Source organism: Bacillus sp. FSL K6-1145 (assembly GCF_038003425.1).
Lineage (GTDB): Bacteria > Bacillota > Bacilli > Bacillales > Bacillaceae > Bacillus > Bacillus pumilus.
This window is the reverse complement of sequence record NZ_JBBOPC010000001.1, coordinates 1,992,934-2,006,912: the sequence shown is the minus strand read 5'-3', so window position 1 is coordinate 2,006,912 and position 13,979 is coordinate 1,992,934. Positions and strand designations below refer to the sequence as shown.

General features: G+C 40.5%; 14 protein-coding genes, 1 other RNA gene, 1 pseudogene and 1 riboswitch. Of the genes and pseudogenes, 15 read left to right on the top strand and 1 reads right to left on the bottom strand.

Annotated elements, in window-relative coordinates:
- The first annotated feature begins 61 nt into the window (after positions 1-61).
- From MHH41_RS09950 to pbuX, 11 genes are all read left to right on the top strand, one after another.
- Positions 62-253, top strand: coding sequence for a hypothetical protein (locus tag MHH41_RS09950; protein WP_050943875.1), 192 nt, complete (start codon positions 62-64; stop codon positions 251-253).
- 953 nt (positions 254-1,206) lie between these two features.
- A complete protein-coding gene (cotD, locus tag MHH41_RS09945; protein ID WP_080984739.1) occupies positions 1,207-1,443 on the top strand; it encodes a spore coat protein CotD in 237 nt (78 codons plus the stop codon).
- Positions 1,444-1,492: 49 nt separating this feature from the next.
- Positions 1,493-2,035, top strand: a complete 543-nt coding sequence (locus tag MHH41_RS09940) for a DUF1273 domain-containing protein (protein ID WP_199800961.1) — start codon at positions 1,493-1,495, stop codon at positions 2,033-2,035.
- A 75-nt stretch (positions 2,036-2,110) separates the two neighbouring features.
- Positions 2,111-2,416 carry a cell division regulator GpsB gene (gpsB, locus tag MHH41_RS09935; protein WP_003215578.1) on the top strand — a complete coding sequence of 102 codons (306 nt, stop codon included), beginning with the start codon at positions 2,111-2,113 and terminating at the stop codon, positions 2,414-2,416.
- 61 nt (positions 2,417-2,477) lie between these two features.
- Positions 2,478-2,861: RNase P RNA component class B (gene rnpB, locus MHH41_RS09930), an RNA gene on the top strand.
- Between the two features lie 110 nt (positions 2,862-2,971).
- Positions 2,972-4,126 (top strand): THUMP domain-containing class I SAM-dependent RNA methyltransferase, encoded by a 1,155-nt coding sequence (locus MHH41_RS09925; protein ID WP_253622482.1) that lies wholly within the window; start codon positions 2,972-2,974, stop codon positions 4,124-4,126.
- Positions 4,127-4,232: 106 nt separating this feature from the next.
- Positions 4,233-4,430 carry a hypothetical protein gene (locus MHH41_RS09920; RefSeq protein ID WP_050943878.1) on the top strand — a complete coding sequence of 66 codons (198 nt, stop codon included), beginning with the start codon at positions 4,233-4,235 and terminating at the stop codon, positions 4,428-4,430.
- Positions 4,431-4,505: 75 nt separating this feature from the next.
- Complete coding sequence (locus tag MHH41_RS09915) at positions 4,506-6,443, top strand: ATP-dependent DNA helicase (protein ID WP_113387102.1); 1,938 nt, start codon at positions 4,506-4,508, stop codon at positions 6,441-6,443.
- Between the two features lie 128 nt (positions 6,444-6,571).
- Positions 6,572-8,077 (top strand): carboxypeptidase M32, encoded by a 1,506-nt coding sequence (locus MHH41_RS09910; RefSeq protein WP_003216050.1) that lies wholly within the window; start codon positions 6,572-6,574, stop codon positions 8,075-8,077.
- A 136-nt stretch (positions 8,078-8,213) separates the two neighbouring features.
- Positions 8,214-8,313, top strand: a riboswitch (purine riboswitch).
- Positions 8,314-8,431: 118 nt separating this feature from the next.
- Positions 8,432-9,016 (top strand): xanthine phosphoribosyltransferase, encoded by a 585-nt coding sequence (gene xpt / locus MHH41_RS09905; protein ID WP_003215672.1) that lies wholly within the window; start codon positions 8,432-8,434, stop codon positions 9,014-9,016.
- A complete protein-coding gene (pbuX, locus tag MHH41_RS09900) occupies positions 9,013-10,332 on the top strand; it encodes a xanthine permease PbuX (RefSeq protein WP_003215893.1) in 1,320 nt (439 codons plus the stop codon). Before xpt ends, pbuX begins: the two co-directional genes overlap by 4 nt.
- Before the next feature lie 50 nt (positions 10,333-10,382).
- Here the strand turns inward: pbuX and MHH41_RS09895 are convergent, their stop codons facing one another.
- Entirely contained in the window at positions 10,383-11,237 is an 855-nt protein-coding gene (locus tag MHH41_RS09895; RefSeq protein ID WP_340866257.1) for a polysaccharide deacetylase family protein, read from the bottom strand.
- Between the two features lie 364 nt (positions 11,238-11,601).
- Between MHH41_RS09895 and MHH41_RS09890 the strand changes: the two are divergent.
- The 4 genes and pseudogenes from MHH41_RS09890 to fbpC all read left to right on the top strand — a co-directional run.
- A pseudogene (locus MHH41_RS09890) lies at positions 11,602-11,832 on the top strand (IS5/IS1182 family transposase); the annotation flags it as partial.
- A gap of 365 nt (positions 11,833-12,197) precedes the next feature.
- A complete protein-coding gene (locus tag MHH41_RS09885) occupies positions 12,198-13,298 on the top strand; it encodes a type III polyketide synthase (protein ID WP_340866256.1) in 1,101 nt (366 codons plus the stop codon).
- The gene (locus tag MHH41_RS09880; protein WP_340866255.1) at positions 13,295-13,804 is read left to right on the top strand and encodes an isoprenylcysteine carboxyl methyltransferase family protein; all 510 of its coding nucleotides are present in this window, start codon (positions 13,295-13,297) and stop codon (positions 13,802-13,804) included. Before MHH41_RS09885 ends, MHH41_RS09880 begins: the two co-directional genes overlap by 4 nt.
- A 64-nt stretch (positions 13,805-13,868) precedes the next feature.
- A complete protein-coding gene (fbpC, locus tag MHH41_RS09875; protein ID WP_306172627.1) occupies positions 13,869-13,976 on the top strand; it encodes a Fur-regulated basic protein FbpC in 108 nt (35 codons plus the stop codon).
- Positions 13,977-13,979: the final 3 nt, after the last annotated feature.

Sequence of the window (13,979 nt, the reverse complement as noted above, 5' to 3'; positions counted from 1 at the left end):
ATGACGAATAATAAAAAAACATTGTAACGATCAATATTCAAGATACTTCTGAGAAATTCTTATGAATGATAGTGAAAATGTTAGCAAAATAAATGAGGAAATTGCAATAGGAACTGAGCAGGCTGCTGCGCGTGTGAAGCAGACGGTGGTTTCAGCAGATCAATCGAGTAATGCGCTACAAACAGTTACAAAGAGTACGGATCAGTTGGCAGTAACCTCTAATAAATTAGAGGAAAGAAGTCAAACTCTTTAATGGATGATATCCGAAAGAGTTCTCCTGTTTTCGGATAATAAAGTTCTTTGATTGTAACCGTATTTAAGATCATAATGATCTTAAATACGGTTTTTTATTGTGAACATGGCAAAAAGAACGAGTAGGCAAACAGAAGAGGAAATTACACGATAAGTGTAGCTTTGAAATTTAGGATAAGGGGCGCAACTTAATTATCCTTATACACATACATGGAATATCAGTTCGTAGACTCTGCCAAAATTGTCTCACCTGTTCAAACTTTTGGAAACAACTGTTCAGCTGGTTGCAATTGTTTATTTGCTTCATACCGTTCTCGGACCAGATGTTTTTAACAACGAGTGTTCCAGTTTTTCTCTCCCCGATAATATCGGCTCGTCCAATGAAACTCTCGCCATATAATAGAGGCAGTACAGCGTACAACAGCAACAATACGAGCTTCGTGTCATAGCTGACGGAGAACCTCTTTGAGTTGTGCTACATGATCTCTGCCTCATAGGGATCAAGAAAGCGCAACAAGGCATTTAAAAGAGCTCAGAACGGTTGATTTTGAACATACCAGTTAAAAAAAGTATTGAGCTCTCGAAATATGCTGAGCTCGAAAAAAGAATAACTCGTCTACTTCGGAAAGCTGGACAATGAAATTATTGCCCGGGAAAGCGCAAAACATGACAACGTTCGGCTCTCGGCCGAAAATAAAAATTGTTTAGCACTTTTATTGTAGAAAAGTCATGAATCCTGTAAAATAACGTTAGATATTGAATGAGGAGCGTAGAGCATGTATAAAGGTCTTTTCTACTTGTTTTTTCTTGTTGTCATTTTGGTCGCATTTGTGTTTTCAAACTATAAGGATGTTTTCCTTGCAAACTTTTAAAATAGGTTAATGCATTAGTACATGTACACCTCTTAATTCATACATTGTTAATGTAAGAAAATTAAGGAGAGGGGAATGCTACATGTACCATCATCATCATTGCCAACCGAATGTTACACAGCCAATTGTTCATCCGACGAATCATTGCTGTACACACAGTGATTCAACAACAATTGTGCCGCATATCCATCCGCAACATGTGACAAATGTACACCATCAAAATTTCAAACATGTTCACTACTTCCCGCATACGTTTTCTCAGGTGGACCCAGCAACACATCAACACTTTAACTGCGGTGGACCTTGCTGTAACAGATAAAGTGAACTGGGACTTTTATAAGTCCCTTTTTTTAAAAGCAGGTGAAAAAATGAAAATTATTGCTGTCACAGGGTACAAGCCATTTGAACTTGGGATATTCAAACAAGACGAGCCTGCACTTCAATACATAAAAGCGGAGCTTCAAAAAAGGCTGACAGCTTTAATTGAAGATGGCCTCGAGTGGGTTCTCATATCAGGCCAGCTAGGGGCAGAAATCTGGACAGCTGAAGTGGTATTTGAGCTTCAAGAGGAGTATCCAGCGTTAAAACTTGCCGTCATTACGCCATTTTATGAACAGGAAGAGCGCTGGAATGAACAAAACAAAGAGTTGTATGAAGGAATTCTTGCACAGGCCGATTTTGTAGAAAGTGTCACGCATAGACCGTATGAAAGTCCGGCACAATTTAAACAAAAGAACCGTTTTTTTATTGAAAAAACAGATGGACTCCTCGCCCTTTATGATCCGGAGCATGATGGCTCGCCAAAGTACATGATCAAAGAAGCGGAAAACTATACCGATTACCCCATTATGTACATCACAATGGATGATTTGAGAGCGCAAGTTGAGGCGGAAGATCCGTTTTTTGACTAAAAGCAAGAGAAAATTTGACAACGTCACGTATTTCTGAAAAAATATACTATGAATTCACGATATGAGGTGAAAAAGATGCTTGCTGATAAAGTAAAGCTTTCTGCAAAAGAAATTTTAGAAAAAGAATTTAAAACAGGTGTCAGAGGATACAAACAAGAAGAAGTCGATAAATTTTTAGATATGGTCATTAAAGACTATGAGTCCTTCAACCAAGAAATCGAAAAGCTTCAACAAGAAAACCTCCATTTGTCTAAACAGCTTGAGGAAGCCGTTGAGCAAGGGAAAAGACAGCCTGCACAGTCTAATACAACAAACTCTGATATTTTAAAAAGACTATCTAACCTTGAGAAACACGTTTTCGGCAGCAAACTTTATGATTGAGCCTTGCTGAAAAAAGCTTGTGCCTGATGTCATTGTCGTTTATAATAACGCTTGTTGATTAACGTTCGGGTAATCGCTGCAATGCTTTTAGACATTGCAGAGGAAAGTCCATGCTCGCACGGTGCTGAGATGCCCGTAGTGTTCGTGCCTGGCGAAAAAATAAGCCAGGGCAGCCTGGGAAAGGCTGACGGCAGGAAAAATGCCTACGTCCTTTTAGGATATGGCAAAGTATCCTTGAAAGTGCCACAGTGACGAAGTCTCACTAGAAATGGTGAGAGTGGAACGCGGTAAACCCCTCGAGCGAGAAACCCAAACTTGGTAGGGGAACTTTCTCAAAGGAACCAAACGGAGAGAAGGACAGAGAATTCTGTAGATAGATGATTACCACCTGAGTACGAGGCATTTGCCGTTTGCAGTACAATGGAACAAAACATGGCTTACAGAACGTTATATCCGTTATGATAAACATGATGAAAACAAAGCTCTCCTATTTCAACATATGGAGAGCTTTTATCTTGGAATACATAAAAGGACGAGAAAACAGGTGATAAATCAATGAAAACCTATACACTTATCGCAACGGCTCCAATGGGAATTGAAGCGATTGTTGCAAAAGAAGTAAGAGACCTTGGCTATGACTGCACAGTAGACAACGGAAAAGTGATTTTCGAAGGAGACGCTCTTGCGATTTGCCGTGCGAACCTTTGGCTGCGTACAGCAGACCGCATAAAGGTACAAGTTGCTGAATTTTCGGCAAAAACCTTCGATGAGCTGTTTGAACGCACAAAGGCGATTGACTGGGCCTCTTTTTTACCGAAAAACAGCACGTTCCCAGTCATCGGTAAATCTGTGAAATCACAGCTTGCCAGTGTGCCGGATTGCCAGCGTATCGTCAAAAAGGCAATTGCGCAAAAGCTCATATCCTCTTACAACATACAGTCTGAATGGCTTGAAGAAACAGGGCCTGAGTATAAAATTGAGGTTGCCCTTTTAAAAGATAAAGCTGTGCTCACGCTTGATACATCTGGTGTAGGTCTTCATAAACGGGGGTACCGCATGGATCAAGGCGGAGCACCTATTAAAGAAACCCTTGCGGCTGCACTCGTGCTATTAACGAACTGGACACCTGACCGTCCGTTTGTTGATCCTTTCTGCGGATCAGGAACAATCGCCATTGAAGCGGCCATGATTGGGCAAAACATTGCCCCAGGATTTAACCGGGAATTTGCCTCCGAGTCATGGGAATGGATTGGTGAAGATGTATGGAACAAAGCGCGTCACGAAGTGGAAGAAAAAGCAAACTATGATCAGCCGCTCCACATTATTGCAAGTGATATCGACCACCGGATGATAGACATTGCAAAAATGAATGCAGAAGAAGCGGGACTAAGTGAATTGATTGAGTTTAAACAAATGCAAGTGAAAGACTTTCAAACAAAAGAAGATTACGGTGTGATTGTCGGAAATCCGCCTTACGGAGAACGACTCAGTGATAAACCAGCGGTTGAAAAAATGTATCAAGGAATGGGCGAAGCATTTAAAATCCTAGACACATGGTCCATTTACATCTTAACGTCACATGAAAAGTTCGAAGAGTGCTTTGGTAGAAAAGCAACGAAAAAGAGAAAACTGTTTAATGGTTTTATTAAAACAGACTATTACCAATATTGGGGAAAACGCCCGCCTAGAAAACAGACAACTGAATCATAAAAAAATGTCACACCTACAGAAGGTGTGGCTTTTTTTATCCCAGAAAGGTATAAACCTTCACGGGACGGAATAAACTGAACTTGATTTTAAAAAAAGAGGTGTCTCCATGATACAATATGATCAATTTCAGTTAATCCAAAAAGCACTCGCTTCGACTGCTCAACAAATTGAAGGGCAAGAAGGTGGACAATCTGCTCAGCTGACTGCAGCCATCGAAGATTTAGCGCTTGCTCAGGCTTACATAGAGCGTTCTGAGCACGCATTTTTAATGAAGGAAACTTATCAACATCGTTTGCGGTCATAAAAAAAGATTGTCATTCCCCAGCATAAATGTTACTATAGAATGTCTGAATGATTCAAAAGTTGGGGGTTGAAGCAGGTGACAGCATCTCGTTTGCCTTTTTCATTATCAAAAGAACATAATTTTTACGAAGAACTGGGCAACTGGATTGGTGATGTGTTCTATGACATTTTGCCAGAAAAGGGCTTTGATCTTCGAGATGAACAAATATTCATGGCTTTTCAACTAGAAAGAGCCTTTAAAGAAAAAAGTGTGATGTTTGCCGAAGCTGGGGTAGGCACAGGCAAAACCATCGTTTATCTATTATTTGCGGTCACATATGCAAGGTATACAGGGAAACCTGCGATTATTGCATGTGCAGACGAAACGTTAATTGAACAGCTAGTGAAACAAGAGGGTGATATCTATAAAATTGCCAATCACCTTGATATTCAAATAGATGCGAGATTAAGTAAATCGCATGATCAATATTTATGCTTAAAGAAATTAGAGAAAACCATGCAGCGTGAAGATGATGAGAAGTGGCTTGATATTTATGAATCGCTTCCTTCATTTGTTCATGAATCACATGGCATGCAAAACTTTTATCCGTATGGTGATCGAAAAGAGTACCCGGAGCTATCCAATGATGAATGGTCACGCATTGGCTATGACTCGTTTCAGGACTGCTTGACGTGCGATATGCGTCATCGCTGTGGTCTGAATTTATCAAGAGATCATTACCGGAAAGCAACAGACCTCATCATCTGTTCTCATGATTTTTATATGGAGCATGTGTGGACGAAGGAATCACGCAAACGTGAGGGTCAGCTTCCGCTGCTTCCAGAACATAGCTCCGTTGTATTTGATGAAGGCCATCTTCTTGAATTTGCTGCACAAAAAGCACTGACATACCGCGTGAAGCAATCAATGCTCGAAACCTTTTTAGAGCGCCTGCTACAAAACGATATACGCGAAGAGTTTGCCGAGCTCGTTGAAGATGCACTTGCTACAAACGATGAGTTCTTTTATCTCTTAAAAACACATGCCAAAGAAATCAAGGGCTCACATCGACTTGAAATTGGACGTGTGGATGAGGTGAAGCGTTCAGCAAGTGAATTGTGTGATTTACTTGAAAAAATCGGAGAAGCACTCGTATTTGAATCAGAGATGTATACAATCGATCAATACGAATTGTCTGTTGTGGAAGAGTACATTGAACAAATGGCGTATTCTCTGTCGCTTTATCAAAAAAATGCGATTAGCTGGCTTGAAAAGCAGGAATTAGATACGACATTTGTTGTGATGCCAAAGACTGTCGCAGAGGTGCTTGGTGAAAAGGTATTCTCGCAAAAAAGACCATACATTTTCTCTTCTGCTACATTGTCTGAAAATCAATCCTTTGATTATTTAGCTGAAAGTCTTGGGATTAAAGATTACTTATCAATGAGTGTCGCTTCGCCGTATGATTACGATGAACAAATGAAGATTTATTTCCACGGGATTCAGCAGCTTCAAGAGCAAGAAGTAAAAGGACAGCAAGTGATCACTCAGCTGAAAGATAATGGAGGACGGTCTCTCATTTTGTTCCCTTCATTTGATGAACTTCATTTCTTTAGAAAGCAGCTTGAGGCATCGAATGAATCACTGCCTTTCGACGTGTACTTTGAGGGAGACGAGGAAATCAGTACAATTGTTCAAAAGTTCCAAGCAGATGAGACGTCTGTGTTATGCTCTGTTCACCTTTGGGAAGGATTAGATATTCCAGGTCAATCATTAACAAATGTGATCATCTGGGGACTTCCTTACCCGCCTCATGATCCGGTATTTGAGGCGAAACGGAATGAAGCAAAGGATGCTCGTGCTGAAGTCGATCTTCCGTATATGCTGCTGCGCTTACGACAAGGAATTGGGAGACTGATTCGGACAAGCCAAGATGCAGGAACCATTCATATTTACTTTGACCGTAAGGAAGATACAGAGCTTCAAAGTAAAATTGAATCCGTTCTGCCTGTAAAGCCAATCATCACATCTTAAATAACATATGAACGAGAAAAGAGAGGAGGATACCATATGCGTATCCTCCTTTTTGATTGACAAAAGAACATTCCTTGAAGTAGCCTTGAAACGTACATACATATTTTATCGATTGGGGGAACAAACGTATGAGTCTTGAAGCAAAAGAGAAAGCGTTTTATCAATTACTAGGAAAAATCGCCCACTATACGGAGGCGCTCCATTTACTTTATTGGGACTCTAGAACACAGGCGCCTAAAAAAAGCGCCGATTTCAGAGCTGAAACGATCGGTCAATTATCAAGTGATATTTTTAATATGAAGACTTCTGATGAAATGAGAGACCTTCTCCACGCATTAAATAAACACCGAGATGAGCTGTCAAAAGATACACAAAAGGCGCTCGAATTATCACAAAAAGAGTATGATGAAAACAGCAAAATTCCGAAAGAAGAATTTAAAGAATACTCGATTTTACAATCAAAAGCAGAGCATGTCTGGGTAGAAGCAAGGGAGAAATCAGACTTTTCACTCTTTGCACCATACTTAAAACAGCTCATTGATTTTAACAAGCGTTTTATTCAATATTGGGGCGTGAAACAAACGCCATATGATGTGCTGCTCAATAATTATGAACCAGATATGACGGTTGAACAGCTAGATCAAAAGTTTGGTGCACTTCGTGATGCCATTGTTCCTCTCGTGAAAAAAATCGAAGCCTCTCCTCATAAACCGGATACTTCATTTTTATCGAAAAGCTTTCCGATCGACAAACAAAAGGAACTGAGTCTTTTCTTCTTAAAAGAATTAGGGTATGACTTTGACGCAGGACGTCTGGATACAACAGTTCATCCGTTTGCTGTGACATTGAGCAGAGGGGACGTTCGTGTGACGACCCGTTATGATGAGCATGATTTTCGGATGGCGATCTTTGGCACGATTCATGAGTGTGGTCATGCCATCTATGAACAAAACATTGATGAGGCGCTGAGCGGAACGTTATTATGTGATGGCACATCAATGGGGATCCATGAATCACAGTCTCTTTTCTTTGAGAACTTTATTGGCAGACATGAAGACTTCTGGAAAACGTATTATCAAAAGCTTCAAGAAGCGTCTCCTGAGCAGTTTAAAGATGTCTCTTTAGAAGACTTTGTGCATGCAGTGAATGAATCGAAGCCAACTTATATTCGAATTGAAGCAGATGAGCTTACATATCCGCTTCACATTATCATCCGCTATGAAATTGAAAAAGCGATATTTAATGAAGAAGTGGCAGTCGAAGACCTGCCTGCACTGTGGAATGAAAAATATAAAGCATATCTTGGCATTACGCCTCCTAATGATGCACTCGGCATCTTGCAGGATGTTCACTGGTCTGATGGAAGCTTTGGATATTTCCCTTCATATGCCCTTGGTTATATGTATGCGGCGCAACTAAAGCACCAAATGATCAAAGATTTACCGAATTTTGATGAGCTGATTCAAAATGGGTCTTTTGCACCGATAAAAGAATGGCTCACAACACATGTTCACCAGCATGGAAAACGCAAAAAGCCTTCTGAAATCATTCAAGATGCGACTGGTGAGGAATTAAATGTACAATATTTAATCGATTATTTAACGGATAAATATACGAAACTGTATTTATCTTAAATAAAAGGCACCCTTTGCTTAGAAGGGTGCTTTTTTGATGCTTGAATATTCTAAAAACGAACGTTTTGACCTGATCTATTATTTAAGTTCGGTATTTTTCTAGAAAAGTGCTTTCCAAGCGTCTGAAATCTTGTTATAATTTGAACACTATAACACTCATATAATCGCGTGATGATGGCACGCAAGTTTCTACCGGACACCGATACCGTCCGACTATGAGTGAGCAAATGAAACAGCTCTTGTTTGAGCTGAAGATCCGTGGATCGTTTTCGCATTGCTTGCTCCTCATGGACAGCAATGCTTTTTTTATGCAAAAAAATGAAAATGTTTGCCAATATGCTGGGAGGAAGAATGATGGAATTGTTACGTCAAAAAATTGAGAACGAAGGAATCGTTCTGTCAAATCAAGTGTTAAAGGTAGATGCCTTTTTAAATCATCAAATTGATCCTGTGTTAATGCATGAGATCGGGCAAGAGTTTGCTAGATTATTCAAGCATGATGGCATTACAAAAATTATCACAATCGAATCTTCGGGCATTGCACCTGCTGTGATGGCAGGACTAGCTCTTCAAGTACCCGTTGTTTTTGCTCGAAAACGTCAATCATTAACACTAACAGAAAACCTATTAACAGCGAGTGTGTATTCTTTTACAAAAAAAGTAGAAAGCACGATCGCTGTCTCAAATACGCATCTCGGTGAAAAGGATTGTGTATTAATCATTGATGACTTTTTGGCGAACGGTGAAGCCGCTAAAGGACTTGCCGCAATCGCAAAGCAGGCGAAGGCAAAAGTAGCCGGATTTGGGATTGTCATTGAAAAGTCATTCCAGCCGGGAAGAGATGCACTTGTTCAAATGGGCTACCGCGTCGAATCCCTTGCACGGATTGAATCACTTGAGGAAGGGAAAGTCACGTTTGTACGAGAGGTACAATCATGAGTGCAGCTAAAAAAGCCAAAACGCTCTCGCTAGGGATTCAGCATGTGCTGGCGATGTATGCAGGGGCCGTTCTTGTGCCGCTCATTGTGGGAGATGCACTCGGCCTCACACCTGCACAACTGACTTACTTAATCTCAGCAGATATTTTCATGTGCGGGGCTGCCACGCTCCTTCAAGTTTGGAAAAACCGTTTCTTTGGTATCGGTTTGCCTGTTGTATTAGGCTGTACATTTACTGCGGTTTCTCCTATGATTGCGATTGGCTCTAAATACGGGATTTCGTCTATCTATGGAAGTATTATCGCTTCGGGGTGTATCATCATTCTGCTTTCCTTTTTCTTTGGGAAGCTTGTGAAATTTTTCCCGCCTGTCGTGACAGGGTCTGTCGTCACCATTATTGGCATTACCCTTATTCCAGTAGCGATGAACAATATGGCAGGGGGAGAAGGAAGTGCTGATTATGGTTCTTTTGAAAATCTAGGCCTCGCCTTCCTTGTGCTGTTTATCATTGTGCTTCTCTATCGATTCACAAAAGGCTTTATGAAGGCGATCGCCATTTTAATCGGTATTCTCCTTGGGACAGCCGTTGCTGCATTTATGGGGAAAGTGGAAACAGCTGAGGTGGCGAACGCACAAGTTTTCCGTATGATTGAACCATTTTATTTTGGCATGCCTACCTTTGAATTTGCACCCATTATGACGATGACGTTAGTTGCCATTGTGTCACTAGTCGAATCAACAGGTGTTTATTTCGCATTAGGTGATTTAACAAACCGCTCATTAAAAGAGAAGGACTTAGCGAAAGGCTATCGCGCAGAAGGGATTGCTGTGTTATTAGGTGGTATCTTTAATGCTTTTCCTTACACAGCCTACTCGCAAAACGTTGGGTTGATCCAGTTGACAGGGGTCAAGAAAAATCAAGTCATCGTTGTGACAGGCGCATTGCTCATGTTATTTGGACTTTTTCCTAAAATTGCTGCTTTTACGACGATTATTCCAAAGTCAGTTCTTGGCGGCGCAATGGTTGCCATGTTTGGGATGGTCATTGCCTACGGTATTAAAATGCTCTCGCGTGTGGATTTTGCCAAACAGGAAAACCTACTGATTGTTGCTTGCTCAGTGGGGATTGGCTTAGGTGTCACCGTCGTGCCGCAAATGTTTGAGCATCTGCCAGAATCAATCAAATTATTAACAAGTAATGGCATCGTGGCCGGTAGCTTTACCGCTATTTTGCTTCATATTATTTATCACATGATTCCTTTTAAAAAAGAAACCGGGCAGGACCTGATGGAAGAGCCTAAGAAATCTGTTGTGTAAACACTGAAAGCCCGCATCTTTTGGATACGGGCTTGTTGTGATTAGCGCTATTAATGTTGTACCGGCTGCATTGTTTCGTTAATGACTGCAAATGTATAGCCCCTTGCTTTTAGCTGTGTAATCAGGCTATCTAAATAGTTTGTGGTAGAGGGTTGATCATGCATTAAAATAACTTTTGGTTCCCATGGTTTAGTTTTCTCAAACAATTGCAGTTGATTCAATACCTCTGGAACATATTGTGAGTTTTTATATCTCCAGTCAAGGCTATCAATCGTCCAATCCCAGTAAATAAAGCCATTTTGGTTTAAACGTACTTTTTGATGATATGTTAAATTTGGAACACTGCCATAGGGTGTTCTCACAAGACGGGTGTAAACGCCTGTAACAGAAGCAAGAATGCGCTGAGCTTCTCTCATTTCATTTGAGGGAGACTCACTGTTCTGATAAAAGCGGTTTATATCATGCGTCATGCCATGAAGCCCTAATTGATGTCCTTCTTGATAAAGTCTTTTCACAGCTGCTTGGTGTGCTTGGATTTGCGGTCCAAGCATGAAGAATGTCGCCTTCACGTGATGTGCTTTTAATACATTTAACAGTTGATTTGATGTAGCAGTAGGACCATCATCAAATGTTAAAAAGACCGTTTTATTCGTTGTCTGTTGGTTTGGATTGGTCTTAAAATGTGTATCCAATGTTCTTGTAGAATGATCTTTTGCTTTCAGACTGATGCTTGTGTCTCGGAAGTCACTGCTGGCAACAATTTTTGCTTGCCCATTTGTCGCCTGCAAATGGGGTTTAGACATATCCCAGATAAAAAAGAGAAACAGTGTAAGAAGCACTAAACCAATTATCTTCGAGAGAAGTATCGTGTTGTAGGGTGTCTGTTTTTTGGACACCTTTTTCATTACAATCACTCCAGTCAATTAAATTTTGTGCCGAATCATGTAGTAGATTCTATCTTTTTTCACTGTTTTTCATGGTGTTCATATTGATTAAGTATACAGGAAAAAAACACCTTTTTATATATAATTATCAAATAAATTAGCATTTCATGGTTATTGCTTTGTATTGATCAGAAAAAAAGGTGATCCATTCATGTTTAAATGAAATCATTCTGAATAATGATCGAAACGTTGATATTTATACGCTAAGATAGCATCAGATTTAACCATTAATGCAAAGCGAAAGGGAGATTCCGTATGAAAGTGTTGTATAATGACGATTTCATTGAAAAAAAGGATGCTCATGTGGATATTGGAGATAGAGGCGATCAATCGCGAAATACATAGAGAAAAGCTCTTACCCCTACAAAATAAAGAAGAAACAAAAGAAATCAAAGTCAGTACAACTGAATCAGAGATTGGCTACTATGTAAAAGGTGAACGTGAAAAGTCATTTGCTTATTCCTTTCATACAGCTTGTGATTCAAAAGGATTTATTTTTGGATTACTGGTCAGAGGTGGCAATGTTCATGATACTCGTATGTTAAATTCACTCGTATAACAGGTGACAGAGAAAATCGGAAAACGAAATGTAGACACGGTAGATGCTGAATGTCCAGCGTACCCCTTTATAATTATGTGAAAACCCCACTTTTACTTGAAGTAAAGGTGGGGGTTGTCTACGGTCTGCACTTCTCTTTTAGAGGTGTTTTTTTGCATAAAAAAAGCAGGTTCGCTTGGCTTGGAACGAACCTGTGAAGGAGGAAAACTACATCATGTTTTCACCTATATTATCCAATATTTATCAATTGTCGTCAAGACAAAAAGTTAGACGGAGGAAAATGTTTTGACTGAATTGTGACGGTTCGGCATGTATATCCTTTTTTCGATAGGGGATATTAACCGAAAAAAGAGGTGAAGCCGATGGCGTACATTCTTTCAGTTGGAACGAGTCACCCGAAGCATCACGTGGATCAGAAAACAGCTGCTGATTTTGCTAGGTCTCAATTTAAACGATCGTTTAAAGATATTGACCGGCTGCTGAGAGCTTTTCAAAATGGAGAAATTCAGAGCAGGCAGTTTGTGCAGCCCATTGAATGGTATCAGACGCACCACTCTTTTGAAGAGAAAAACAATATCTATTTGGAAAAGGCACTGGCTCATGCAAAGGAAGCGATCATACATTGTCTTCAAGAGAAGGCGTTTCTAAAAAAAACAGTCCCGGTTGAAGAGATCGATGCATTGTTTTTTATTTCAAGTACCGGCTTATCGACCCCAAGTCTTGACGCAAAGCTCATGAACGTCCTTCCTTTTTCTCCTTATACGAAACGAGTACCGATCTGGGGCCTAGGGTGTGGGGGCGGTGCGGCAGGGCTGTCGCGAGCTTATGAATACATAAGGGCATTTCCAGAAGCAAAGGTACTTGTCGTTGCCTGTGAGCTGTGCAGTTTAACCTTTCAGCCGCAAGATCAATCAAAAAGCAATTTAATCGGCACCTCCTTGTTTGGAGACGGGACGGCAGCGGTTCTTTTAGCTGGGGAAAAAGCTGCGCTTGAATATGCCCATTTAAAAACGGTCCCTAAAGTACTAAGCACGCAATCTGTCACGATGAAGGATTCTGAGGATGTGATGGGCTGGGAATTTACAAGTGACGGCTTTCGGGTTATTTTCTCCCGTGACATTCCGAGTTTGATTTCCGGCTGGTTAAAAGAGCAGGTGGATCAATTTTTAGAGGAGCAAGGATATTCAACTAATGACTTATCCGTATTTCTAGCCCATCCTGGAGGAAAAAAAGTGATTGATGCCTATGTTGAAAGTCTATCTTTACGAGAGGATCAGCTGTTTTCTTCAAAAGAAGTACTCAAACAACACGGAAATATGTCCTCTGCCACAGTTTTGTATGTCATCAAGCATTTCCTGGAACATCAATCAGCTGAAGCGGGGGAGATGGGACTTTGCGGGGCGCTTGGTCCGGGCTTTTCCTCAGAGCTGCTGCTTATGAAGTGGGAGGAGGTCTTGTCATGATCATTTGGCTTGTCATCGGTTTCTTCGTTTGTCAGCGGCTCATTGAAATGCTTGTGGCCAAAAGAAATGAAAAGAAAGTAAGAGCACTAGGTGCCATTGAATTTGGTGCTAGTCATTATCCCTATATGGTCGCTATGCATACGGCTTTTTTTCTCTCACTTATAGTTGAGATAGGGCTTTTACATAAGGGGCCGTCCCGTTATTTTCTTGTGCTGCTCCTTTTTCTCATGGCTACACAGGTCATTCGATACTGGGCATTATGTTCCCTTGGGACGTACTGGAATACGAAAATTTTAGTCGTACCAAACGCGATGATTGTAAAAAAAGGGCCGTATCGCTGGTTGAAACATCCTAACTATGTAGTCGTGGCGATTGAGCTTTTACTGATCCCGCTATTGTTTGATGCGTATGTCACTGCCATTTTGTTTACATGTTTAAATGCATGGATGATGGCTGTACGAATTCAAACAGAGGAGAAAGCATTAAATCAGTATTTGCTAAATTAATATTGAAAATCATTATCAATTGTGCTACACTTTCATTAATGATAAGCATTCTCAATCATGAAGGATGGACGGTGATCACATGACAATGATTTTCTTACTCGGTACGGTGTGTGTGTACAGCCTATTAATTGGCTTCGTATTAAAAGGTGTCTCCAAAAAATCTGCTTCCTGATTC

Excerpts from the sequence above, each read along its gene's own strand:
- MHH41_RS09950 (WP_050943875.1), top strand. The coding sequence starts at position 62 with ATGAATGATAGTGAAAATGTTAGCAAAATAAATGAGGAAATTGCAATA.
- fbpC (WP_306172627.1), top strand. The coding sequence starts at position 13,869 with ATGGACGGTGATCACATGACAATGATTTTCTTACTCGGTACGGTGTGT.
- cotD (WP_080984739.1), top strand. The coding sequence starts at position 1,207 with ATGTACCATCATCATCATTGCCAACCGAATGTTACACAGCCAATTGTT.
- gpsB (WP_003215578.1), top strand. The coding sequence starts at position 2,111 with ATGCTTGCTGATAAAGTAAAGCTTTCTGCAAAAGAAATTTTAGAAAAA.
- MHH41_RS09885 (WP_340866256.1), top strand. The coding sequence starts at position 12,198 with ATGGCGTACATTCTTTCAGTTGGAACGAGTCACCCGAAGCATCACGTG.
- MHH41_RS09920 (WP_050943878.1), top strand. The coding sequence starts at position 4,233 with ATGATACAATATGATCAATTTCAGTTAATCCAAAAAGCACTCGCTTCG.
- MHH41_RS09910 (WP_003216050.1), top strand. The coding sequence starts at position 6,572 with ATGAGTCTTGAAGCAAAAGAGAAAGCGTTTTATCAATTACTAGGAAAA.
- MHH41_RS09895 (WP_340866257.1), bottom strand. The coding sequence starts at position 11,237 with ATGAAAAAGGTGTCCAAAAAACAGACACCCTACAACACGATACTTCTC.
- xpt (WP_003215672.1), top strand. The coding sequence starts at position 8,432 with ATGGAATTGTTACGTCAAAAAATTGAGAACGAAGGAATCGTTCTGTCA.
- MHH41_RS09880 (WP_340866255.1), top strand. The coding sequence starts at position 13,295 with ATGATCATTTGGCTTGTCATCGGTTTCTTCGTTTGTCAGCGGCTCATT.
- MHH41_RS09940 (WP_199800961.1), top strand. The coding sequence starts at position 1,493 with ATGAAAATTATTGCTGTCACAGGGTACAAGCCATTTGAACTTGGGATA.
- MHH41_RS09925 (WP_253622482.1), top strand. The coding sequence starts at position 2,972 with ATGAAAACCTATACACTTATCGCAACGGCTCCAATGGGAATTGAAGCG.
- pbuX (WP_003215893.1), top strand. The coding sequence starts at position 9,013 with ATGAGTGCAGCTAAAAAAGCCAAAACGCTCTCGCTAGGGATTCAGCAT.